Raw genomic sequence first — 21908 nt, forward strand, 5'->3', positions numbered from 1 at the left:
GGCCAAGTTCCGGCCTACGCGTGGGCAGCTTGCGATGCATAAGGTAAACTGCCGCCTCTTTCTATACCTATAACGATTCGCCTGATGCCCACGACGTTTCAAGAGATTCCCCGCAAACGCCCGACCACGCCGCTGCTGGACCGCGCCAACACGCCGGACGGCTTGCGTCGCCTGGGTGAAGCCGAGCTGGAAACCCTGGCCGATGAGTTGCGCCTGGAGCTGCTCTACACGGTCGGCCAGACCGGTGGCCACTTTGGCGCCGGCCTTGGCGTCATCGAGCTGACGATCGCGCTGCATTACGTATTCGACACCCCGGACGACCGGCTGGTGTGGGACGTCGGTCATCAGGCCTATCCGCACAAAATCCTCACCGGCCGTCGCGAGCGCATGGGCACGCTGCGCCAGAAGGACGGCGTGGCAGCGTTCCCGCGGCGCTCCGAGAGCGAGTACGACACCTTTGGTGTCGGCCACTCCAGCACCTCCATCAGCGCCGCCCTGGGCATGGCGATTGCCGCCCGTCTGCAAGACAGCGAGCGCAAGGCGATTGCCGTGATCGGCGATGGTGCACTGACGGCAGGCATGGCTTTCGAGGCGCTGAACCACGCGCCGGAAGTCAACGCCAACATGCTGGTGATCCTCAACGACAACGACATGTCGATCTCGCGCAACGTCGGCGGGTTGTCCAACTACCTGGCGAAGATTCTTTCCAGCCGCACCTACGCCAGCATGCGCGAAGGCAGCAAGAAGGTGCTCTCGCGCCTGCCAGGCGCCTGGGAAATCGCCCGCCGCACCGAGGAATACGCCAAGGGCATGCTGGTGCCCGGTACGCTGTTCGAGGAGCTGGGCTGGAATTACATCGGCCCCATCGACGGCCATGACCTGCCCACTCTGATCGCCACCCTGCGCAACATGCGCGATCTCAAAGGCCCGCAGTTCCTGCATGTGGTCACCAAGAAAGGCAAAGGCTTCGCCCCGGCGGAAGTCGACCCGATCGGTTACCACGCCATCACCAAGCTTGAGCCGGTGGACGCCCCGGCCACCGCCCCGAAGAAGGCCAGCGGACCGAAGTATTCCGCTGTGTTCGGCCAATGGCTGTGCGACATGGCCGCCGCCGACCCGCGCCTGGTGGGCATTACCCCGGCGATGAAGGAAGGCTCGGACCTGGTGGCCTTCAGCGAGCGCTACCCGCAGCGCTACTTCGACGTGGCGATTGCCGAGCAGCACGCTGTCACCCTCGCCGCCGGCATGGCGTGTGAAGGCGCAAAACCGGTGGTGGCGATTTATTCGACCTTCCTGCAACGCGGCTACGACCAGCTTGTTCATGACGTCGCGGTGCAGAACCTCGATGTGCTGTTCGCCATCGACCGTGCAGGTTTGGTAGGCGAAGACGGCCCGACCCACGCCGGCAGCTTCGATCTTTCGTTCCTGCGCTGCATCCCCGGCATGCTGCTGATGACGCCGAGCGATGAAAACGAGTTGCGCAAAATGCTCACCACCGGTCACCTGTTCAATGGCCCGGCGGCGGTGCGCTACCCTCGCGGCAGCGGCCCGAATGCGACCATTGAAGCTGATCTTGAGCCGATCGAAATCGGCAAGGGCGTGATTCGCCGCCAGGGCAAGCAGACCGCCCTGCTGGTGTTTGGCGTGCAACTGGCCGAGGCCTTGAAGGTCGCCGAAACCCTGGACGCCACCGTGGTGGACATGCGCTTCGTCAAACCCCTGGACGAAACCCTGGTGCGCGAGATGGCCGGCAGTCACGAACTGCTGGTGACCGTCGAGGAAAACGCCATCATGGGCGGCGCCGGAGCGGCGGTCAGCGAGTTCCTGGCCCGGGAAAACATCCTCAAGTCGGTGCTGCACCTGGGCCTGCCGGACATCTACGTCGAACACGCCAAACCGGCGCAGATGCTGGCTGAATGCGGGCTGGACGAGGCCGGGATCGAAGCGGCCGTGCGCCAGCGGTTGCAGGTGCTGGGCCGGTAAATCTTCAGACCACACAAATCCCTTGTGGGAGCGAGCCTGCTCGCGATGGCGTAAGACCAGTCGACATCTACATCGACTGACGCACCGCTATCGCGAGCAGGCTCGCTCCCACAGGGGTATGCGTGGAGCCATATTTCTCGGAACACCCATGAAACTGCGCCTCGCCCTGACCTTCTCACTGCTACCAACCACCGAGCTGCTGGCCGACACCTTCGAACGCGACCAGGCCCTCAAGCTCCCCGACGTGGTCATCAGCGCCAACCGCCAGGTCGAGGCCCGCAACGACAGTAGCGCCGCCAACACGGTATTCACCCGTGACGACATCGAACGCCTGCAACCGGCCAGCGTGACCGACCTGCTCAGCCGTGTGCCGGGGGTTCAGGTGGCGCCGCTGGGCGGGCGTGGCAGCCTGCCGGGAATTTACATTCGCGGCACCAAATCGGCCCAGAGCCTGGTGCTGGTGGACGGCCAGCGCATCGGCAACTCCACCTCCGGCGACAGTAACTTGCAACGCCTGAACATCAACCAGATCGAACGGGTGGAAGTGCTGCGTGGTTCGCGCTCAGTGATCTACGGCGCCGATGCGGTGGGCGGGGTGATCCAGATCTTTACCCGTCGTGGTAACGAACAAGGCCTGCAACCGCGCTTGCACCTGGGTTTCGGCAGCCACCAGACCTGGGAGCGCAGCCTGGGCCTGTCCGGCGGTGATGATCGAACACGCTTCAGCCTCGGCGCCAGCCTGGATGAAAGCGATGGGACCAATCGCACCCATGAGTCCTACGCCAGCGACCGAGACCTTGATGCCAACCGCAACCAGTCCTTGAGCCTGAGCTTGAGTCATGAGCTCAACGCTGACCTGGAAGTGGGCCTGAACCTGCTGGATAACCGCGGCAAAAGCGAATACGACAGTCCAGTCGACTCACTAACCCAGCAGCCCTACAGTGATTTCTCGGTGAGCAGTTTCAGCACTTATGTCGATGGGCGCATCAACGACGCGTGGAAATCGCGCCTGGAACTGGGCCACAGCGAAAACCGCGAAAAAACCTTCGACAAGCTCAGCGATGTCCGGGAAGTGTTCAACACCTACCGCGACTCGCTCACCTGGCAGAACGATGTAACGCTGGACGATCGCAACAGCCTGATTGTCGGTGGTGATTGGTATGAGGATCGGATCAACAGCAGCACGCCGTATGACGAAGACAGCCGCTGGAACCGTGCGGCGTTTATCCAGCATCGTTTCCGGGGCGAAACGTTCTCCACCGAACTGGGCGTGCGCCGCGACCAGAACCAGCAATTCGGCGCCCAGAATAGTTGGAGCGGCACGTTCACCCTGCCGGTGAATCCGGACAATGATGTGCTGCTGACCTACAGCGAAAGCTTCCGCGCACCGACCTTCAACGACCTGTACTACCCGAACTCCAGCAACCCGGACCTTGCGCCCGAAACCGCCAAAAGCTACGAACTGCAATGGCGCAGCCAACTGAGCGACAGCGCCCGTCTGGAGACTTCGCTGTACCGCACGGACCTGGAAGACGCGATTATTTTCGGCAGCAATTCACGCCCACAAAACGTCGCCTCGGCACGAATCAACGGTTTCGAAGCAGCCCTGAGCCAGGAGCTGTTCGGCTGGCAGGGCAATTTGGGCCTGGCCATCATCGACCCACGGGACCGCGACAGCGGCCACACCCTGGCCCGCCGCGCCCGCCGGACCTTGAGCCTGGACCTGGACCGCCAGTTTGACCGCTTGAGCCTGGGCGCCAGTTGGCAAACGGTGAGCAGCAGCTACGACGATGAGAACAACCGCAACACCCTGGGCGGATACGCCCTGCTCGGGTTGCGCGGCAGTTGGACGTTGAACCGCGAGGTGAAGCTGGAGATGAAGGTCGATAACCTGCTGGACAAGGGCTACAGCCGGGCGCTGTATCGCCATGAAGGTGGGCAGTATGGGTATCGTGAGGAGGGCCGGGCCTGGTTGTTTGGGGTGACCTGGACGCCGGCGCTTTGATCCAGAGATTGTGGTGCCGGGACTGACCTCATCGCGAGCAGGCTCGCTCCCGCAATTTGATCCGATGTGAATACAAAATCAGCGGTGCCACAAATCCCTGTGGGAGCGAGCCTGCTCGCGATTGGGAGCACCGCGGTTTATCTGTCTGGCGCAATCAACCCGCACAACCGCGCCGTCGCCTCGATCATCTGCCCACTGGGCCGTTCCAGCCCCTTGTCACTGACTAACAGCAGCCGCCCCTGCGCCACCGCCGCCAGCTGCGGCCAGGCTTTCCACGCGTCGAGCTGGGCTTGGTCCGTGGCCAGGATGATCTGCGGATTGCGCTGCAACACTGACTCCACACTCACCTGCGGCGCCGGCAAGGTCAGGTCGGCAAACACATTGCGCGCCCCGCAAACCGCCAGCGCATCACTGATGATCTGCTCGCCGCCAACGGTGTACAGCGGCCGGTCCCAGACCTGATAGAACACCGGCAACGGCGTGTCGCGCCGGTAGCGCTGACGCAACGCCTCAAGACGCCCGCGCAACTGCGTCGCTCGCTCCACGCCCCGTTCCGGACGGCCGAGCTGCGTGGCGATGGCTTCGATTTGAGTGATGAGCTGGTCGAGACCGTGGGGTTCGGCAACATGGACAGGAATCTTCAATCCCTTGAGCTGCCGGCGCTGGGCGTGGCCGACGCTGCCGGGCCAGAGCAGGAGCAGATCGGGCCTGAGACTGAGCAAGCGCTCCATGTCCAATTGCCCATAACGCCCCACAGAAGGCAGGTCTTTCAACACCAAGGGCCGATCGCCGCCATCCAGCACGCCCACCAGCAGGTCGGCGGAGTCCAGTTCAACCACGATTTCAGACAGGGATGGAGCCAGGCTGACCACACGCTGGGCCGCAACCGTGGAGGCAGCAGGACCGCCAGCCAGCGGATCATCAACCGAGCTGACGCGGGATGCGATACAGGTAGAACAAGACCGTCGTGGACAACGCCAGCAGCATCAACGGCACCGCTTCCAGGCCCACGAACACCGCCAGGGCGCCGATCCAGGCCGGCAGGCCAGCAGCGAGAAAGGCCACACGCCGCCGGGCCGCCAAGGCGATCCAGGCTTGAGGCTCTTCGGGGGTGTCGAGGGCTTTTTGGGTGGCGATCAAGGCGTGTTTGTAAGCGCCAAAGAAGCGCAGGCTGACGAACATGGAGGCCACGCCAGCGATAAACAGCGGCATCGCCAGCACCGGCAGAATCGCTTCGCCCTGGCCGAATACCGCGTTGATCACGAACAGCGGCAGCAAGGCCAGCGCCAGGTATTGCCACCAACTGACGGACAGTCGCCGCCGAACCTGACCGCGCGTCACGCCCGATCAACCTCGCCCTGGTGCTCGTTGCCCATCATGTGGTCGAGCTTGCTGGCCTTGGTCGCCAGGTAAAGTTTGTTGTGGGGGTTGTGCCCGGTGTGCAGTGGCACACGTTCGGCCACCACGATGCCCATATCGGACATCGCCTTGACCTTGCGCGGGTTGTTGGTCATCAAGCGCAACGACTTGACGCCCAGATGTTCGAGCATCGGCAGGCAGATGCTGTAGTCACGCAGGTCGGCCGCAAACCCCAGGCGCTCGTTGGCTTCGACCGTGTCGGCGCCGCCATCTTGCAGCTCATAGGCGCGAATCTTGTTCAGCAGGCCAATGCCGCGGCCTTCCTGGCGCAAGTAAAGCAGCACGCCACGCCCTTCGCGGGCAATGGCCCGCAGCGCGGCCTCAAGTTGCGAGCCGCAATCACAGCGCTGGCTGAACAAGGCATCGCCCGTCAGGCATTCAGAGTGCAGGCGGCCGAGTACCGGGGCACCGTCGGCGAAATCACCCAGGCTCAGCACGACGTGCTCGCGGCCAGTGGCTTCATCGAGAAAACCATGCATGGTGAATTGCGCAAAAGGCGTTGGCAGCTTGGAAGCGGCAACAAAAACGACAGGCACCGGTGTGCTCCTGATCTATTACTGGAGATTCGCAGAGGCGGGCATTGTAACAGCACGTCCCGACCGACGCTCAGGCTGAATTATCGGCCATAAACATCGAAAAGATTGATTACGGCTTTGGTGGCCTGCCGTGCTCGTCGAAGGGATAGGGTTGTTTCCAGCGTGCAAAAATCGGCTTCAGTCGACCGTTCTTCACCAGCTCAGCCATGCGCCGGTCAAACAGGTCCCGTAGCACCCGACCGTTTTCGGTGTTGGCGAACCCCAGATAGAGCGGCAGATTGATCAGCGGCGACAGCTTGAATTGCTGGGGATTCTCGGTCTTGGCAAGCAAGTTCTCGATTTCCATCAACGCATCGATATAAAAATCGGCCCGTTCATGGACCAGCATCGGCAGGATGCCCACAGCACGGTGAATTTCGTTGAATTTGCGGATGTTAGGCAGGTAGCTGTCGTATTCGTAGCCACGCATCCACACCAGCCGATAGTTGCCGACCGTCGCCAATGTAGGAGACGGTTTGGAGGCCAGCCCCAAGGCGTAGATGTGATCGACATCGTAGTGCCATTGAGGATAAAGCACCCCCTCCGACTCATCGAGATAAGCGCCCACTTGCACATCGACCTCACCGCGCTGCACCAGCCCGATTGAACGGGTATACGGCACGCTGCGGGTTTCCAGCCTCACGCCTGCGGGTTCGAACACCTCCCGCAAGATGTCCCACGCCATGCCCTTGCCATCAGCCTGGGAGTAATCCGCCCATTCCTCGCTGGCCGCGCGCACCTTGTCGGGCAGCGCCGTCGGCTCCGCCCGCGCGCCGAAGCAGACCACCAGACACAACAGCAGTAAGAGTGCGCGGCTTGCGCCCATGCCTGAATCCCTCAGGAGAAACACCACACCAATCCTTGCATCGCCAGCCAGGCGAAGACACCGGCCAATACATCGTCAAGCATGATGCCTACGCCTCCATGCACCTTGCGGTCGATCCAGCGGATCGGCCAAGGCTTAAGGATATCGAAGAAGCGGAACATCAGAAAACCCGCCAACAGCCAATACCATCCTTCAGGCACCAGCCACAGGGTAATCCACATGCCGACCATTTCGTCCCAGACGATGCCTTCATGATCGTGCACCCGCAGGTCATCCGCCACCTTGCCGCACAGCCAGAAGCCGAACAGCATGGTGATGCCGAGCATCAGCCAGTAGCCCCAGTCCGGCAACATCTGCCACAACGGTATAAAGGGTAGCGCAACCAGCGAGCCCCAGGTGCCCGGAGCTTTAGGTAAAGTGCCCGAACCGAAGCCGAACGCCAGGAAATGCCAGGGATTACGCCAGACCGAGGGCGGAACGAATTCCGCCGGGACCTGGTTGGGATGATCTGTCACGGTGTCTCCCGAAAATGTTGATAGCCCCGGATTTGCGGGGTGATGTCGTGTCCATCGCTGTCGAGCAGCGCGACACCTTGCCCGGCCACCACGCGACCGATCACATGGATCGGCCAGCCCTCGGCCTGCAACGCCATCAGTCGGACAGATGGCAAGGTGAATAGCAACACGTAATCGTCACCACCGCTCAACGCGGCATGCGCGGCATTCGCTCGGCCCAGGAACGCTACCAAAGCCTTGGACAATGGCAGGCGGTCACGTTCAACGTGCAACGCCACACCTGACGCCAGGGCGATATGCCCGCAATCGGCCAGCAGGCCATCAGAGATATCCATCGCCGCGCCAGCCTTGCCCCGCAGCGCCAGGCCGAGGTCGATTTGCGGGCGTGGCGACCAATAATGCGCCAGCAGCGGCTCGGCGATATCAGGTTCGGCGGTGCGCTGCCCCAGCACGAGCGGCAATGCGCCAGCGCCATTGCCCAACTCGCCACCGACACATAGCCAATCACCAGGCTGCGCGCCGCCGCGAGTCAGGGCCTGGCCGCACGGCACGCGACCGAACACCGTCAGGGTCATGCTCAACGGCCCACGCGTCGTGTCACCGCCCACCAGCGCGACGTCACACGCCTGGGCCATCTGGTTCAAACCACGGGCATAGGCTTGCAACCAATCGGCGGTCACCGTCGGCAAGGTCAGGGCCAGGGTAAATGCAAAAGGAGTAGCGCCCATGGCGGCCAGGTCACTGACCGCCACGGCAAGCGAGCGCTGGCCGAGCAGGAACGGGTCGCAAGGGTCTGGAAAATGCACACCGGCCACAAGGGTATCGGTGGACACCGCCAACTGCTCCCCGGGTGGAACGGCCAGCAAGGCGCAGTCGTCGCCGATCCCGAGCGCAACGCCCTCGCCGCCCTGCGCGCAAGACGCGGCGGCGAAGTAATGACGGATCAGCTCAAATTCGCCCATAGTCGCTGCAAACGCCGGTCAGCGCTTGAACGCCTTCACTTCAGCTTCACGCAGACGCGGGGCCAGCTTGTCGAGTACGCCGTTGACGAACTTGTGCCCATCGGTGGACCCGAAGACTTTCGCCAGCTCGATCCCTTCGTTGATCACTACGCGGTAAGGAACGTCGACGCGCTGCATCAGCTCCCAGGTGGACAAGCGCAACACGGCCAGTTCAACCGGGTCCAGCTCTTCGATGGTCAGGTCCAGGCAAGGGGCCAGGGCAATGTCGATTTCGGTCTTGTGGGCCGGGACGCCATGCAGGATCTCGCGGAAGTACGCGCCATCAACGTCACTGAAATCGTTGTCGACCCGAAACTGCGCTTCGATCTCGTTCAGCGATTGCTTGGCCATGTGCCATTGATACAGCGCCTGGGTCGCGAGCTGACGGGCTTCGCGACGCTTGACGCTCTTCGAAGGCTTGCCGGCATCGGCTGGCTTGGGATCGCGCGGGTTGAAACGATCGCTTTCGTCGCTAATCACTTGGCCTCCAACTGCGCCAGCAGGCTGACCATTTCCAGGGCGGACAGGGCAGCTTCGGCGCCTTTGTTACCGGCCTTGGTGCCGGAACGTTCGATGGCTTGCTCGATGGAATCAACGGTCAGCACGCCGAAGGCGACCGGCACGCCGAATTCCATGGACACCTGGGCCAGGCCCTTGGTGCATTCGCCGGCCACGTATTCGAAGTGCGGAGTACCGCCACGAATGACCGCGCCCAGAGCGATGATCGCCGCATATTCGCCCTTTTGAGCGACTTTCTGCGCAACCAGCGGAATTTCGAAGGCGCCAGGCGCACGGATGATGGTGATGTCGCTTTCGCTCACGCCATGGCGAACCAGGGCATCGACCGCACCGCCAACCAGGCTCTCAACCACGAAGCTGTTGAAACGGCCCACTACCAGAGCGTAGCGGCCTTGAGGGGCGATGAAGGTACCTTCGATGGTCTTCAGGGTCATTCGTCAGATCTCTTAAAGAGCCAGAGCGCGTTCGAATACGCGCTCCTTAGTGATATTAGCCGCGAATACTGAGCCGGAAATCCCGGGCCATTATTCGGAGGGCACGTATTCTACAACTTCCAGGTCGAAACCGGATATCGCATTAAATTTCATTGGTGCGCTCATCAGGCGCATTTTTCGTACGCCCAGGTCCCGCAGGATCTGCGAACCGGCGCCGACGATGCTGTAGGTGGTCGGTTTTTTCACGATGGTGTTATCGCCGGTTTCACGGATGTGCGCCAGCAACACGTCGCCATCGAGCGGGTGTCCGAGCAGCAGGACCACGCCGCTGCCGGCCTCGGCCACCGCGGCCATGGCGGCCCGCAGGCTCCAGCGGCCGGGCTGCTTGACCATCAGCAGGTCGCGCAGCGGGTCCATGTTATGCACGCGCACCAGGGTCGGTTCTTCGGCGCACACGGTGCCCAGGGTCAGCGCCATGTGCACGTCACCTTCCACCGAGTCGCGGTAGGTCACCAGGTTGAACTGGCCCAGTTCGCTGTCCAGCGGCTGCTCGGCAATCCGCTGAACGGTACGTTCGTGGATCATCCGGTAGTGGATCAGGTCAGCGATGGTGCCGATCTTGATGTTGTGTTCGGCGGCAAAGGCTTCCAGTTCCGCGCGACGGGACATGGTGCCGTCGTCGTTCATGACTTCGCAGATCACGCCGCTGGCTTCGAAACCAGCCATGCGCGCCAGGTCGCACGCCGCTTCGGTGTGGCCGGCACGGGCCAGGGTGCCGCCGGCCTGGGCCATCAGCGGGAAGATGTGGCCGGGGCTGACAATGTCTTCGGCCTTGGCGTCTTTCGCGGCGGCAGCCTGCACAGTGCGGGCACGGTCAGCGGCGGAGATCCCGGTGGTCACGCCCTCGGCGGCCTCGATGGACACGGTGAACTTGGTGCCGAAGCCGGAACCGTTGCGCGGCGCCATCAATGGCAGCTTCAAGAGCTCGCAGCGCTCGCGGGTCATGGGCATGCAGATCAGGCCACGGGCGTGCTTGGCCATGAAGTTGATGTGTTCGGCCTTGCAGCACTCGGCGGCCATGATCAGGTCGCCTTCGTTCTCGCGGTCTTCGTCATCCATGAGGATGACCATCTTGCCTTGGCGGATGTCTTCAACCAGTTCTTCGATGCTATTGAGCGCCACGCGGCACCCCCTTGGGTCAGGATTTGAGGTAGCCGTTGGCGGCCAGAAAGCTTTCAGTGATGTTACCGGCTGCAGGCGTTGCTGCCTTGTCACCCAACAGCAGGCGCTCCAGATAACGGGCCAGCAGGTCAACCTCCAGGTTGACCCGGCGACCGGGCCGATACGAGGCCATGATGGTTTCGCTCAAGGTGTGCGGAATGATGGTCAGCAGGAACTCGGCGCCATCCACCGCATTGACCGTCAGGCTGGTGCCATCGACGGTGATCGAGCCTTTATGGGCGATGTACTTGGCCAGCTCTTTCGGGGCGCGGATGCGAAACTCCACGGCCCGGGCGTTATCGCTGCGCGCAACCACTTCACCCACGCCGTCGACATGGCCACTGACCAGATGTCCGCCCAGGCGGGTGGTAGGGGTCAGGGCTTTTTCCAGGTTGACCGGGCTGCCGCTCTTGAGATCGTTCATGGCGGTGCAGTCGAGGGTTTCGCGGCTGACGTCCGCCAGGAAACCATTGCCCGGCAGTTCGACGGCGGTCAGGCACACGCCGTTTACCGCGATGCTGTCGCCCAGTTTGACGTCGCTCAGGTCGAGCTTGCCGGTTTCGACATGAACCCGCACGTCGCCGCCCTTGGGGGTCAGTGCACGGATGCTGCCGATGGATTCGATGATGCCGGTAAACATGGAGTCCTCCTCGAGAACGGGCCGCCGCTTGAGCGAAAGCCGGGAATTATACGCGGGCCTGCGAAACGGGAACGGCGATGACTCGCCAGTCATCGCCCACGGCACGGATTTCGGTGATTTTCAGCTCCGGGGCATCTTTCATCTGCGCCAGCGGCCAATCCAGTAACGGTCGTGCCGAAGAGCCAAGGAACTTGCCGGCGATGAAAATCTGGAACTCATCCACCAATCCTTGCCGGGCAAAAGCCCCCGCCAGGCGTGGGCCGGCTTCCACCAGCACTTCATTGACGCCGCGGCCCGCCAGCTCCATCAGCAGGCGACGCAGATCGACCTGGCCATCGTCGCCCGCCACGATCATGCATTCTGGGCCATTGGCGTATTGTTCTTCCACCGCCATGCAGGTAGCGACCAGCGCCGGGCCAGCCTTGAAGAAAGGTGCGTCCAGCGGCACGCGCAGACGACCGTCAACCAGTACCCGCAACGGCGGACGACTCATGATCAGCGCGGTCTGCTGCGCATCCAGGCCCAGTTCATCGGCGCGCACGGTCAGCCGGGCATTGTCGGCCAGCACCGTATCGGCACCGGTCAGCACCACACTGGCCTGGGCGCGCAGGCGTTGCACCGCCGAACGTGCAGCCGGGCCGGTGATCCACTGGCTTTCGCCGCTTTCCATGGCGGTGCGGCCATCGAGGCTCATGGCAAGCTTGACCCGCACGAACGGCAAGCCGTGTTCCATGCGCTTGAGAAAACCTTCATTGAGCTTGCGGGCTTCGCCTTCCAGGACGCCGCTTTCGGTGGCGATACCGGCCTGGGCCAGCCGCTGCAGGCCGCGCCCGGCGACTTCCGGGTTCGGGTCCTGCATCGCCGCCACCACCCGCGCCACGCCGGCATTGACCAACGCATCGGCACAGGGCGGCGTATGCCCGTGATGACTACAGGGTTCGAGGGTCACGTAAGCCGTGGCGCCCCGAGCCTGTTCACCGGCGGCGCGCAGGGCATGGACTTCGGCATGGGGTTCGCCGGTGCGAATGTGCCAACCTTCGCCGACAACCTGACCGTCACGCACGATCACGCAACCTACCCGGGGATTGGGGTGCGTGGTGTAGTGACCGCGCCGCGCCAGTTCCAGGGCACGGGCCATGTATTGGGCGTCGAGGACCGCCTGCTGCGCCGGGCTGGTCATTCTTTCACCGGTTCGCGGGCCAGGCGGTCGATTTCTTCGCGAAATTCGTTCAAGTCCTGGAAACGGCGATAGACCGAGGCGAAACGGATGTAGGCGACTTCATCGAGCTTCTGCAGCTCGGCCATCACCAGTTCACCGACCACCAGGGATTTGACCTCGCGTTCGCCAGTGGCCCGCAGCTTGTGCTTGATGTGCACCAGCGCCGCTTCCAGGCGCTCGACGCTCACCGGGCGTTTTTCCAGGGCGCGCTGCATGCCAGCGCGCAGTTTGTCTTCGTCGAACGGCTGACGGCTGCCGTCGGTCTTGATCAGGCGCGGCAACACCAGTTCAGCGGTCTCGAACGTCGTGAAACGCTCGCCGCAGGCCAGGCATTCGCGCCGGCGGCGGACCTGTTCGCCCTCGGCGACCAGTCGCGAGTCGATGACCTTGGTGTCGTTGGCACCGCAGAAGGGACAGTGCATGGTGGCAGGCAACAAAAAAAGGGAGGGCCATGGTAGCGCATCCCACTGGCAAGACAAGCCATAGGGTTTACGGTATACAGACGGGGTTACCGTCAGCCCCCTGGAATTTACCTTGCTGGAGCCACACATGCCGCTACGATCGCTCGTTTTGCTCAGTCTATTCAGCCTGCTGATGGCGTGCAGCAGCGACGCCCCCAAACCCGATGCCCCCGCCCCGGCCAAGCCCCCTGCGCCGAAACAGGCCCAGGAAAAAGCCCGCCAGGCCGCCGAACTGGGGCCGCTACCGGCGCACCAGCGGGAGTTGAGCGGCACCCTGCAAGGGATACCGGCCGGGGCCGAGGTCGAACTGGCGCTGCTGGTGATCGATGACAAGGACCGTCCGCAACAATTGCTCGCCAGCTCCAGCCTGATCGGCACCAACCAGGCGCTACCCTTTCGCCTGCGCTTCAACCCCGAAGCCTTCCCGGTTGGCGCCCGCGTGGAACTGCGCGGCCGCGCCAGCCAGTCGGGCCAGTTGATCCTGCATCTGCCGGAGCAACGCATCAGCCAGCCGACCACTCAGGCGCTGGGCGCGCTGCAATTTGTCAAAGCGCCATGAATTCACCGCAAGACCTGCAACACGCGTTGGGCCAGTTGCTTGGAGACGCGCGCCTAGTGGCTTGCCCACTGCCTGAGACTGAGCTGAAATTGTGGCTGATCGACGGCGATAACATGGACCGCGCGTTCAGCCCGGAAGAAACCCGGCGCATTCTCCACGAACCACCTTACTGGAGCTTCTGCTGGGCCAGCGGCCTGGCCATGGCACGCTATCTGGTCGAACAGCCGCATTGGGTCGCAGGCAAGCGAGTGCTGGACTTCGGCGCCGGTTCCGGCGTGGCGGGTATTGCCGCGCTCAAGGCCGGGGCGCTGGAGGTGGTGGCCTGTGATCTGGATCCTCTGGCGCTTGCTGCGTGCCAGGCCAATGCCCTGCTCAATGATGTAACGCTTGGGTACTCGGAGGATTTTTTCGCCGAGGACGATCGCTTCGACCTGATCCTGGTGGCGGATGTGCTTTACGACCGCGCCAACCTGCCGTTGCTCGACCAGTTCCTCAGTCGCGGTCGCGAGGCCCTGGTGGCCGACTCCCGGGTGCGGGATTTCCAGCATCCGCTGTACCGGCGCATCGAAATGCTCGAAGCCATGACCTTGCCGGATCTGGCCGAGCCCGAGCAGTTTCGGCATGTGAGCCTGTACCACGCGCGGCGCCAGTCATAAAAGCATCGCGAGCAAGCTCGCTCCCACAGGGTTTTGTGTCGAATACAAAATGTGTGTTCATCACAAATCCCATGTGGGAGCGAGCCTGCTCGCGATAAGGCACCGCAACCCCCCGCTTTCAGCCGCCCCCCACCAAGCCGTATAGTTGCCCCATTCAAGCGTTCTACGAGATTCCCCATGACCCAGGACACCCCGTACATCTTCGACGCCACCACCGCCGATTTCGACCAGTCGGTGATCGCCAACTCTTTTCACAAACCGGTGCTGGTGGATTTCTGGGCCGAGTGGTGCGCGCCGTGCAAGGCGTTGATGCCGATGCTGCAGGGCATTGCCGAGAGCTATCAGGGCGAACTGCTGCTGGCCAAGGTCAACTGCGACATCGAGCAGGACATCGTCGCCCGCTTCGGCATTCGCAGCTTGCCTACCGTGGTGCTGTTCAAGGACGGCCAGCCCGTCGACGGTTTCGCCGGGGCCCAGCCGGAGTCCGCCGTGCGGGCGATGCTCGAACCCCATGTACAGATGCCGCCTCCGGCCGCCGCCGACCCGTTTGAACAGGCCCAGGCGCTGTTCGACGAGGGGCGTTTCGCTGATGCCGAGGCCGTGCTCACTGCACTGCTGGGGGAAGACAATACCAACGCCAAGGCGCTGATCCTGTATGCCCGCTGCCTGACCGAGCGCGGTGAGCTGACTGAGGCACAAACCGTGCTCGACGCGGTGAAAAGCGACGAGCACAAGGCCGCGCTGGCCGGGGCCAAGGCACAGATCCAGTTCCTCGGCCTGGCCAAGGATCTGCCGGACGCCGCCGATCTCAAGGCCCGCCTGGCGAAAGATCCGCAGGACGACGAAGCGGTGTATCAACTGGCAATCCAGCAATTGGCCCGCCAGCAGTACGAGCCGGCCCTCGACGCGCTGCTCAAGCTGTTCATCCGCAACCGCAGCTACAGCGAAGGCCTGCCCCACAAGACGTTGCTGCAAGTCTTCGAATTGCTGGGCAACGACCATCCGCTGGTGACGACCTATCGCCGCAAGCTGTTTGCGGCGTTGTACTAGAGGAGCCGTTGCAAGCTGCAAGCTTCGAGCTGCAAGCGGCGATTCGTTTCAGCTTGGGGCTTGCGGCTCAATCTGCGTGCCAGCTGTAGAGCGGTGTATCGCCGCCGCTGATGACTTTCACGTCCGGACTATGGCGCAAGCGCACTAACAGGCGTTTGCCGGCCGGGGCGCTGCCGGTCAGGCCTTCGAGCTGTTCCAGCAGGTCCGGACCGCTCAGTTGCCCGGCCTTGCGCAGCAATTCCCTGGCGATCTGCCACAAGGCATCGTCCTGGTTGGCCGGCCTGGCCGCAGCCGTCGCCGTGTTATCGGGCCTGACCGTTTGCAGCTGCGCGCCGAGCTGCGCCCAGTCGCCCTCATCCATGTCGATCGACAAGTCCACCGGCCAATCACCGACGGTTCCGCGTATCCGCAACATTACCGTGCTCCTGAAAATTTCATGTGCCCATGCTCCCATGGGCCTTGCGCGACGCCAAGCAGCCGGTCAAACTCTGCGCACTTTCGTTATAAGATTACATAACAGAACACACATTTTATCTGGAGACTCGTCATGCGCCGTCTGCTTCTCGCCCTGCCGTTCGCCCTGCTGCCCTTGGCTGTCGCCCATGCGGCGGTCGAGCATGACCACGATCATGATCACGAGCACGGCAGCCTCGGCGCCCATGAACACGGTGTCGGCCGGCTGAATGCCGCCCTGGATGGCCAAACCCTGGAACTGGAGCTGGAAAGCCCGGCGATGAACCTGGTGGGCTTCGAACACGCCGCCACCAGCGATGCCGACAAGGCCAAGGTCGCCGCCGTGCGTGCGCAACTGGACAAGCCGCTGGCGCTGTTCAGCCTGCCCGCCGCCGCCAAATGCACCGTGGCCCAGCAGGAACTGGAGAGTCCGCTGTTTGGCGATGAACCGGACCACGATGACCACGACGAAGATGAGCATGGCGACGAACACCACGGCGAACACAGTGAAATCCATGCCCACTACCAGTTCACCTGCGCCACCCCGGGCGAGTTGAAAAACCTGGACCTGGCGACCCTGTTCAAAACCTTCCCGGCCACCCAGAAAATTCAGGTACAACTGATCAGCCCGAGCGGCCAGCAAGGCGTGGAAGTGACGGCCAAGGCCCCCACCCTGAAGTTCTGATTGACCGCAAAACCAATGTGGGAGCGAGCCTGGTGGGAGCAAAGCTTGCTCGCGATGGCGGTTCGATTGTCGACACCCAAGTTGAATGTGACGGCCTCATCGCGAGCAAGCTTTGCTCCCACCGGTATTCCCACAGGTATTCATCTTTTGAACCCGCAAACATGACTCAAGCACTCATCGAACTGTCCGACCTGGGCTTCAGTTGGCCCGGACATCCACCCTTGCTGGATATCCCGGCGTTTCGCCTGGAGGCCGGTGAGACGCTGTTTCTCAAAGGCCCCAGCGGCAGCGGCAAGACCACGCTGCTGGGGCTGCTGGGCGGTGTGCAGACACCGGACCGGGGCAGCATTCGCCTGCTCGGCCAGGAACTCACCGAACTGGGCGCCGGGGCCCGCGACCGCTTTCGCGTCGACCACACCGGCTACATCTTCCAGCAATTCAACCTGCTGCCGTTTCTCTCGGTGCGCGAGAACGTTGAACTGCCCTGTCACTTCTCGAAACTGCGTGCACAACGGGCGATCCAGCGTCACGGCAGCGTCGATCAAGCTGCTGCCACGCTGCTGGCGCACTTGGGCCTGACCGACACGAATCTGCTTGGGCGCCGCGCCGACTCGCTGTCCATCGGCCAGCAGCAACGGGTAGCAGCCGCCCGGGCATTGATCGGCCAGCCGGAACTGGTGATCGCCGACGAACCCACCTCGGCACTGGACTACGACGCCCGGGAAAACTTCCTGCGGCTGCTGTTCGCTGAATGCCGCGAGGCCGGATCGAGCCTGCTGTTCGTCAGCCATGACCAGAGCCTGGCGCCGCTGTTCGACCGCAACCTCTCGCTGGCCGATCTCAATCGCGCCGCCACGCCACTCGAGGTCTGAGATGTATTTGTTCCGTCTTGCCATGGCCAGCCTGGCGAACCGCCGTTTCACCGCGATCCTCACCGCATTCGCCATTGCCCTTTCGGTGTGCCTGCTGCTGGCGGTAGAGCGGGTCCGCACCGAGGCGCGGGCCAGTTTCGCCAGCACCATCAGTGGCACCGACCTGATCGTCGGTGCCCGCTCGGGTTCGGTGAACCTGCTGCTGTATTCGGTGTTTCGCATCGGCAACGCCACCAACAACATCCGCTGGGACAGCTTCGAGCAGTTCGCCAGCAACCCGAAAGTGAAGTGGGCGATCCCCATGTCCCTGGGCGATTCCCATCGCGGCTACCGGGTGATGGGCACGACCGAGGCCTACTTCGAGCATTACCAATACGGTCGCCGGCAACACCTGGCGCTGGCCGAGGGCCGCGCCTTCGCCACCGATCCATTCGAAGTGGTGCTCGGCGCCGAAGTGGCCGAGGCGCTGCATTACACGCTGGGCGACAAACTGGTGCTGGCCCACGGCGTGGCGGTGGTCAGCCTGGTCAAGCACGATGACAAGCCCTTCACCGTGGTCGGTATTCTCAAGCGCACCGGCACCCCGGTGGACCGCACGCTGCACATCAGCCTCGGCGGCATGGAAGCGATCCACATCGACTGGAAAAACGGTGTGCCGGCCCAGGGCAAGGGCCGCATCAGCGCCGACCAGGCCCGCAACATGGACCTGACGCCCAAGGCGATCACCGCGTTCATGCTTGGCCTCAACAGCAAGATTTCCACCTTCGCCCTGCAGCGCGAGATCAACGAGTTCCGCGGCGAGCCGTTGCTGGCGATCCTGCCCGGCGTGGCGTTGCAGGAGTTATGGAGCCTGATGGGCACGGCGGAAAAAGCCTTGTTCGTGATTTCGCTGTTCGTGGTGCTGACCGGTCTGATCGGCATGCTCACGGCGATCCTCACCAGCCTCAACGAGCGGCGGCGGGAGATGGCGATCCTGCGCTCGGTGGGCGCGCGGCCGTGGCACATCGCGACCCTGCTGGTGCTCGAAGCCTTCGCCCTGGCGCTGGCCGGGGTCGCCGCCGGGCTGGCCCTGCTGTACATCGGCATCGCCGCCGCGCAGGGTTATGTGCAGTCGGCCTATGGGTTGTATCTGCCCTTGGCCTGGCCGAGCGAATATGAATGGACGCTGATGGCTGGCATTCTGGTCGCCGCTCTACTGATGGGCAGCGTGCCGGCCTGGCGCGCCTATCGCCAATCGTTGGCCGATGGCCTGTCGATCCGTTTATGAGGACGTTGAAGATGCCCCGCGCTTTGCTTGCGCTGTTGATGACGGTCGCCCTACCGCTGTGGGCGGCCGAACCGAGGGACTTGTCGTGGCAGGAAATGATCCCGCCGGACGCACCGCCGGAAGTGCCGAACATGACGCCGCTGCACGACCTGTCGCAGATGAGCGATGCCCTGGCCGCCGAAGCGGCCCCCGCGGCCAAGCAGGATCTGCCCAACGCGCCGGTGGTCAAGGAACTCGACGGCCAGCAGATTCGTTTGCCGGGTTACATCGTGCCGCTGGAAGTCAGCGAGGAAGGCCGCACCACGGACTTTTTGCTGGTGCCGTATTTCGGCGCTTGCATCCACGTACCGCCACCGCCGTCGAATCAGATCGTGCATGTGAAAAGTGAAATCGGGGTCAAGCTCGACGAGTTGTACCAGCCGTACTGGGTCGAAGGGCCGATGCAGGTCAAGCCGTCCACCAGTGAACTGGCCGATGCCGGGTATCAGATGGCGGCTGAGAAGATTTATGTGTATGAGCTGCCGGAGTGAATCTGGTGGTGATATGTTGGCAATGAAATAGCTATCGCGAGCAGGCTCGCTCCCACAGTTGACCGAGTTTCGTCAGAAGGAATGGGGTCGAATGTGGGAGCGAGCCTGCTCGCGATGGGGCCCTCAAGATTTCCTCATCATCATTTTATTGAGCTGAGTCAATTAATAGACCCAGACTCATTGAGCTGAGTCAAAAGACCGCCCTAGAGCGCTGCGTACCATGAGACATCAATTTTAGATGCCCTCTGGAGCCCCCATGCAAAAGTCTCTGCTCAGCGCTTCCCTCGTGGCCCTCGCGCTCGCCTCCCCGCTCGCCCAGGCTCATACCGCTGGCGACATCATCGTTCGCGCTGGCGCCATCACCGTCAACCCGGAAGCCGACAGCTCCAGCGTCAAGGTCGATCGTGGCCCGCTGGCCGGCGCCGACCTTGGCGGCAAGGCAACCATGAGCAGCGACACACAGCTAGGCCTGAACTTCGCCTACATGATCACCAACAACCTGGGCATCGAACTGCTGGCCGCGTCGCCGTTCGAGCACGATGTGAAGATCAAAGGCACCGCCCTGGGTGCGGCCAACAACAAGCTCGGCACCCTCAAGCACCTGCCGCCAACCCTGAGCCTGGTCTACTACCCGCTCGACGCCAAGTCGGCCTTCCAGCCTTATGTCGGCGCCGGCATCAACTACACCTGGATCTACGATGAGCACGTCGGCAGCGAAGCCAGCGCCAACGGCTTCAGCAACTTCCGGGCGAGCAACAGTTGGGGCATGGCGTGGCAAGTGGGCGCCGACTACATGCTGACCGACAACATCATGGTCAACGGCCAGATTCGCTACATCGACATCGACACCACCGCCTATGTGGACAACAACGCCGTGGCCAGCGGAACCCGGGCCAAGGTGAATGTCGATGTGGACCCTTGGATCTACATGGTGGGGTTGGGTTACAAGTTCTAAATCATTCTTGAGATTAAGAAAAAACCTGTGGGAGCGAGCCTGCTCGCGATTGCGTTGGATCAGCCGGCATTGATGCCAGCTGATAAACCGCTATCGCGAGCAGGCTCGCTCCCACAGTTTTTGGTGGCGTAGGATTCAGCGTTCCAGCAGCCGCGCCAGCCCCACGCTCATCGGCGTTTGTGGTGGAAAGCTGAAGCGCTCCAACAGCCGGCGATTGTCAGCCCGGGAATGGCGGATGTCGCCGGAGCGAGCCGGGCCGTAGCTGATCGGCGGCAGATCGCCCACCACCACGGCCAGGGCCTGGAGCAATTGTTTGAGGGTCGTGGCCTGGTTCCAGCCGACGTTCACCGCGCCCACTTGCACCTCAGGTGTTTCAATGGCCTGCACCAACACGTCCACCAGGTCTTCGACGTAGACAAAATCCCGGGTCTGCTCGCCGTCGCCGAACACCGTGATCGGCAGGCTTTTCTGTGCCCGTTCGCTGAAGATGCTGATGACCCCGGAATAAGGCGAGGACGGATCCTGACGCGGGCCGTAGATGTTGAAGAAGCGGAACACCACCGGCTCCAGTGCGTGCTGGCGGCGGTAGAAGTCCAGGTAGAACTCGCTGGCCAGCTTGTCCGAAGCATATGGCGTGAGCGGGGCCTTGGGCGTGTCTTCGTCGATGGACTCACCTTCGCCGTTGTTGCCATAGACCGCTGCGCTGGAGGCGAACAGCACCCGCTTCACCCCGGCCTGGCGCATGGCTTCGCAGACATTGAGGGTGCCGATGAAATTGCTCTGGTGGGTGCGCACCGGGTCGTCCACCGAGGCCTGCACCGAAGCCACTGCTGCCAGGTGCGCCACGGCGCTGCAACCGGCCACGGCCCGGGCTACCAGCGCCGCATTGGCCACGTCGCCTTCGATCAGTTCAACCAGAGGGTTGTCCAGCGGCAGGTTACTGCGCTTGCCGGTGGACAAGTCATCGAGGATGCGTACCGAATGACCCTTGGCGAGCAAGGCGTCGGTCAGGTGCGAACCAATGAAACCAGCGCCGCCGGTGATTAAAACAGGACCTTTAGCCATGACGATAAAACCTATCCAGTAAGCCCGGGAGTGCAGCGCGCCAGGCGCGGGGCTTGATCCCGAACGTGTGCAGAATTTTCTTGCAGGCCAGCACAGCATGCTGCGGTTCTTCCGCGGCGTCCGGCCGTGCGGCGTGTGCCTGGGGGGTAGGCGATTCGATTGCCAGGGGATGCAGGGCCCGGGCTTCGGTGAGGATCGCTTGCCCCAACGCCAGCGGCGTGGTCGCCTCATGCCCGGCATAGTGGTAGGTGCCCCACAACGGCGCGGCGCAATCGAGTTGCTTGAGCACCGAGATGATCACCCGCGCCGCGTCGTCCACTGGCGTCGGATTGCCCCGACGGTCGTCGGCCAACAGCAGGTCTTCGGGTTGTTCGGCCCGGGCCAGGAAACGTCCCAGGATGCCGTCGGCGCTGTCGTCCAGCAGCCAGCCGAAACGCAACAGCACATGTTGCGGACAGGTGGCGCGCACGCTCTGCTCGATCCGCCACAAGGCCTGACCGCGCAGACCCAAGGGCACGGGTTCGTCCTTTTCGCTGTAGGCCGTAGCGCGGGATCCATCAAACACGCGATAGCTCGACGGTTGCAGCAAAATGATGTTGTGATGCTGGCACAGCTCGGCCAGCCGCTCGACAGCGCGCTCCTGGCTGGCCAGGCGCTGCTCGCTGACGGTCTCAGCCTGGAACCAGTCGAAGTAGTACGCCAGGTTGATCAAGGCGTCCGGTCGAGTGTCGTCCAGCAGCTGCGTCAGGCTCGCGGCATCCCAGCCGTCTTCGGGGGGGCGGGGGGCAAGAAAACCGATGTCTTCTTCCGCACCGAGGCGAATCAGCGCCTGCCCAAGGGCATTTCCGCCGCCCAGTAACATAAGGCGCATTCGCATAAAGTCAGCAGGCCCGGTCTGTTGGCAAAAGAATTGGGTCGACAACGCCCGCAGGCGTTGTCGGAATCGTTGCATTTTGCGGGTTTAGTGCGCAACCGTCATCCGTAAAGTGCAGATCCGG

The 21908-nt window shown here is 62.8% G+C and carries 25 protein-coding genes; 10 read left to right on the plus strand and 15 right to left on the minus strand.

Annotation, left to right across the window (positions count from 1 at the left end; all coding sequences use genetic code 11):
- The first annotated feature begins 84 nt into the window (after positions 1 to 84).
- Both dxs and GKKCFE_RS22575 read left to right on the plus strand, forming a co-directional pair.
- Positions 85 to 1983, plus strand: a complete 1899-nt coding sequence (dxs, locus tag GKKCFE_RS22570; RefSeq protein ID WP_445577116.1) for a 1-deoxy-D-xylulose-5-phosphate synthase — start codon at positions 85 to 87, stop codon at positions 1981 to 1983.
- Positions 1984 to 2131: 148 nt separating this feature from the next.
- A complete protein-coding gene (locus GKKCFE_RS22575; RefSeq protein ID WP_445577117.1) occupies positions 2132 to 3988 on the plus strand; it encodes a TonB-dependent receptor domain-containing protein in 1857 nt (618 codons plus the stop codon).
- 137 nt (positions 3989 to 4125) lie between these two features.
- Here the strand turns inward: GKKCFE_RS22575 and GKKCFE_RS22580 are convergent, their stop codons facing one another.
- The 12 genes from GKKCFE_RS22580 to nrdR form a co-directional block, all read right to left on the minus strand.
- The gene (locus GKKCFE_RS22580) at positions 4126 to 4902 is read right to left on the minus strand and encodes a cobalamin-binding protein (protein WP_445578064.1); all 777 of its coding nucleotides are present in this window, start codon (positions 4900 to 4902) and stop codon (positions 4126 to 4128) included.
- Between the two features lie 7 nt (positions 4903 to 4909).
- Positions 4910 to 5329 (minus strand): hypothetical protein, encoded by a 420-nt coding sequence (locus tag GKKCFE_RS22585; protein ID WP_047229737.1) that lies wholly within the window; start codon positions 5327 to 5329, stop codon positions 4910 to 4912.
- Entirely contained in the window at positions 5326 to 5943 is a 618-nt protein-coding gene (ribA, locus tag GKKCFE_RS22590) for a GTP cyclohydrolase II (protein ID WP_047229738.1), read from the minus strand. The genes GKKCFE_RS22585 and ribA overlap by 4 nt, the downstream gene beginning before the upstream one ends.
- A 109-nt stretch (positions 5944 to 6052) precedes the next feature.
- Entirely contained in the window at positions 6053 to 6808 is a 756-nt protein-coding gene (locus GKKCFE_RS22595) for a substrate-binding periplasmic protein (protein WP_445577118.1), read from the minus strand.
- An 11-nt stretch (positions 6809 to 6819) separates the two neighbouring features.
- The gene (locus tag GKKCFE_RS22600) at positions 6820 to 7323 is read right to left on the minus strand and encodes a phosphatidylglycerophosphatase A family protein (protein WP_047229740.1); all 504 of its coding nucleotides are present in this window, start codon (positions 7321 to 7323) and stop codon (positions 6820 to 6822) included.
- Positions 7320 to 8285, minus strand: coding sequence for a thiamine-phosphate kinase (thiL, locus tag GKKCFE_RS22605; RefSeq protein WP_047229741.1), 966 nt, complete (start codon positions 8283 to 8285; stop codon positions 7320 to 7322). The genes GKKCFE_RS22600 and thiL overlap by 4 nt, the downstream gene beginning before the upstream one ends.
- Before the next feature lie 18 nt (positions 8286 to 8303).
- Entirely contained in the window at positions 8304 to 8804 is a 501-nt protein-coding gene (gene nusB / locus GKKCFE_RS22610) for a transcription antitermination factor NusB (RefSeq protein ID WP_047229742.1), read from the minus strand.
- Positions 8801 to 9277: a 6,7-dimethyl-8-ribityllumazine synthase gene (ribH, locus tag GKKCFE_RS22615; protein WP_047229743.1), complete on the minus strand. Its 477-nt coding sequence runs from the start codon at positions 9275 to 9277 to the stop codon at positions 8801 to 8803. Before ribH ends, nusB begins: the two co-directional genes overlap by 4 nt.
- Before the next feature lie 90 nt (positions 9278 to 9367).
- Positions 9368 to 10459 (minus strand): bifunctional 3,4-dihydroxy-2-butanone-4-phosphate synthase/GTP cyclohydrolase II, encoded by a 1092-nt coding sequence (gene ribBA / locus GKKCFE_RS22620; protein ID WP_076383459.1) that lies wholly within the window; start codon positions 10457 to 10459, stop codon positions 9368 to 9370.
- Between the two features lie 16 nt (positions 10460 to 10475).
- On the minus strand, positions 10476 to 11138 hold the full coding sequence (locus tag GKKCFE_RS22625; protein ID WP_047229745.1) for a riboflavin synthase: 663 nt from the start codon (positions 11136 to 11138) through the stop codon (positions 10476 to 10478).
- A 46-nt stretch (positions 11139 to 11184) separates the two neighbouring features.
- On the minus strand, positions 11185 to 12318 hold the full coding sequence (ribD, locus tag GKKCFE_RS22630) for a bifunctional diaminohydroxyphosphoribosylaminopyrimidine deaminase/5-amino-6-(5-phosphoribosylamino)uracil reductase RibD (protein ID WP_339492172.1): 1134 nt from the start codon (positions 12316 to 12318) through the stop codon (positions 11185 to 11187).
- Complete coding sequence (gene nrdR / locus GKKCFE_RS22635; protein WP_024778359.1) at positions 12315 to 12779, minus strand: transcriptional regulator NrdR; 465 nt, start codon at positions 12777 to 12779, stop codon at positions 12315 to 12317. Before nrdR ends, ribD begins: the two co-directional genes overlap by 4 nt.
- A 127-nt stretch (positions 12780 to 12906) precedes the next feature.
- Between nrdR and GKKCFE_RS22640 the strand changes: the two genes are divergently transcribed.
- The 3 genes from GKKCFE_RS22640 (at position 12907) to trxA (ending at position 15083) form a co-directional block, all read left to right on the plus strand.
- Positions 12907 to 13377, plus strand: a complete 471-nt coding sequence (locus GKKCFE_RS22640) for a YbaY family lipoprotein (RefSeq protein WP_173406495.1) — start codon at positions 12907 to 12909, stop codon at positions 13375 to 13377.
- Positions 13374 to 14033, plus strand: coding sequence for a class I SAM-dependent methyltransferase (locus tag GKKCFE_RS22645; protein WP_445577119.1), 660 nt, complete (start codon positions 13374 to 13376; stop codon positions 14031 to 14033). Before GKKCFE_RS22640 ends, GKKCFE_RS22645 begins: the two co-directional genes overlap by 4 nt.
- Before the next feature lie 177 nt (positions 14034 to 14210).
- Positions 14211 to 15083 carry a thioredoxin gene (gene trxA / locus GKKCFE_RS22650; RefSeq protein ID WP_076383454.1) on the plus strand — a complete coding sequence of 291 codons (873 nt, stop codon included), beginning with the start codon at positions 14211 to 14213 and terminating at the stop codon, positions 15081 to 15083.
- A gap of 67 nt (positions 15084 to 15150) precedes the next feature.
- Here the strand turns inward: trxA and GKKCFE_RS22655 are convergent, their stop codons facing one another.
- On the minus strand, positions 15151 to 15498 hold the full coding sequence (locus GKKCFE_RS22655; RefSeq protein WP_047229750.1) for a hypothetical protein: 348 nt from the start codon (positions 15496 to 15498) through the stop codon (positions 15151 to 15153).
- 132 nt (positions 15499 to 15630) lie between these two features.
- Here GKKCFE_RS22655 and GKKCFE_RS22660 point away from each other — a divergent pair, with 132 nt between their 5' ends.
- From GKKCFE_RS22660 to GKKCFE_RS22680, 5 genes are all read left to right on the plus strand, one after another.
- Positions 15631 to 16221 carry a DUF2796 domain-containing protein gene (locus tag GKKCFE_RS22660; RefSeq protein ID WP_076383453.1) on the plus strand — a complete coding sequence of 197 codons (591 nt, stop codon included), beginning with the start codon at positions 15631 to 15633 and terminating at the stop codon, positions 16219 to 16221.
- Between the two features lie 161 nt (positions 16222 to 16382).
- On the plus strand, positions 16383 to 17093 hold the full coding sequence (locus tag GKKCFE_RS22665) for an ABC transporter ATP-binding protein (RefSeq protein WP_076383452.1): 711 nt from the start codon (positions 16383 to 16385) through the stop codon (positions 17091 to 17093).
- Between the two features lies 1 nt (position 17094).
- Entirely contained in the window at positions 17095 to 18360 is a 1266-nt protein-coding gene (locus GKKCFE_RS22670; protein WP_047229753.1) for an ABC transporter permease, read from the plus strand.
- An 11-nt stretch (positions 18361 to 18371) separates the two neighbouring features.
- Positions 18372 to 18890 (plus strand): DUF3299 domain-containing protein, encoded by a 519-nt coding sequence (locus tag GKKCFE_RS22675; RefSeq protein ID WP_047229754.1) that lies wholly within the window; start codon positions 18372 to 18374, stop codon positions 18888 to 18890.
- Between the two features lie 256 nt (positions 18891 to 19146).
- Positions 19147 to 19845 (plus strand): OmpW/AlkL family protein, encoded by a 699-nt coding sequence (locus tag GKKCFE_RS22680; protein ID WP_076383451.1) that lies wholly within the window; start codon positions 19147 to 19149, stop codon positions 19843 to 19845.
- Positions 19846 to 19980: 135 nt separating this feature from the next.
- Here the strand turns inward: GKKCFE_RS22680 and GKKCFE_RS22685 are convergent, their stop codons facing one another.
- Both GKKCFE_RS22685 and GKKCFE_RS22690 read right to left on the minus strand, forming a co-directional pair.
- Positions 19981 to 20910, minus strand: a complete 930-nt coding sequence (locus tag GKKCFE_RS22685; RefSeq protein ID WP_445577120.1) for an NAD-dependent epimerase/dehydratase family protein — start codon at positions 20908 to 20910, stop codon at positions 19981 to 19983.
- Entirely contained in the window at positions 20903 to 21787 is an 885-nt protein-coding gene (locus GKKCFE_RS22690; RefSeq protein WP_076386543.1) for a sugar nucleotide-binding protein, read from the minus strand. Before GKKCFE_RS22690 ends, GKKCFE_RS22685 begins: the two co-directional genes overlap by 8 nt.
- Positions 21788 to 21908 lie beyond the last annotated feature (121 nt).

It is taken from the genome of Pseudomonas sp. E141 (assembly GCF_052659885.1).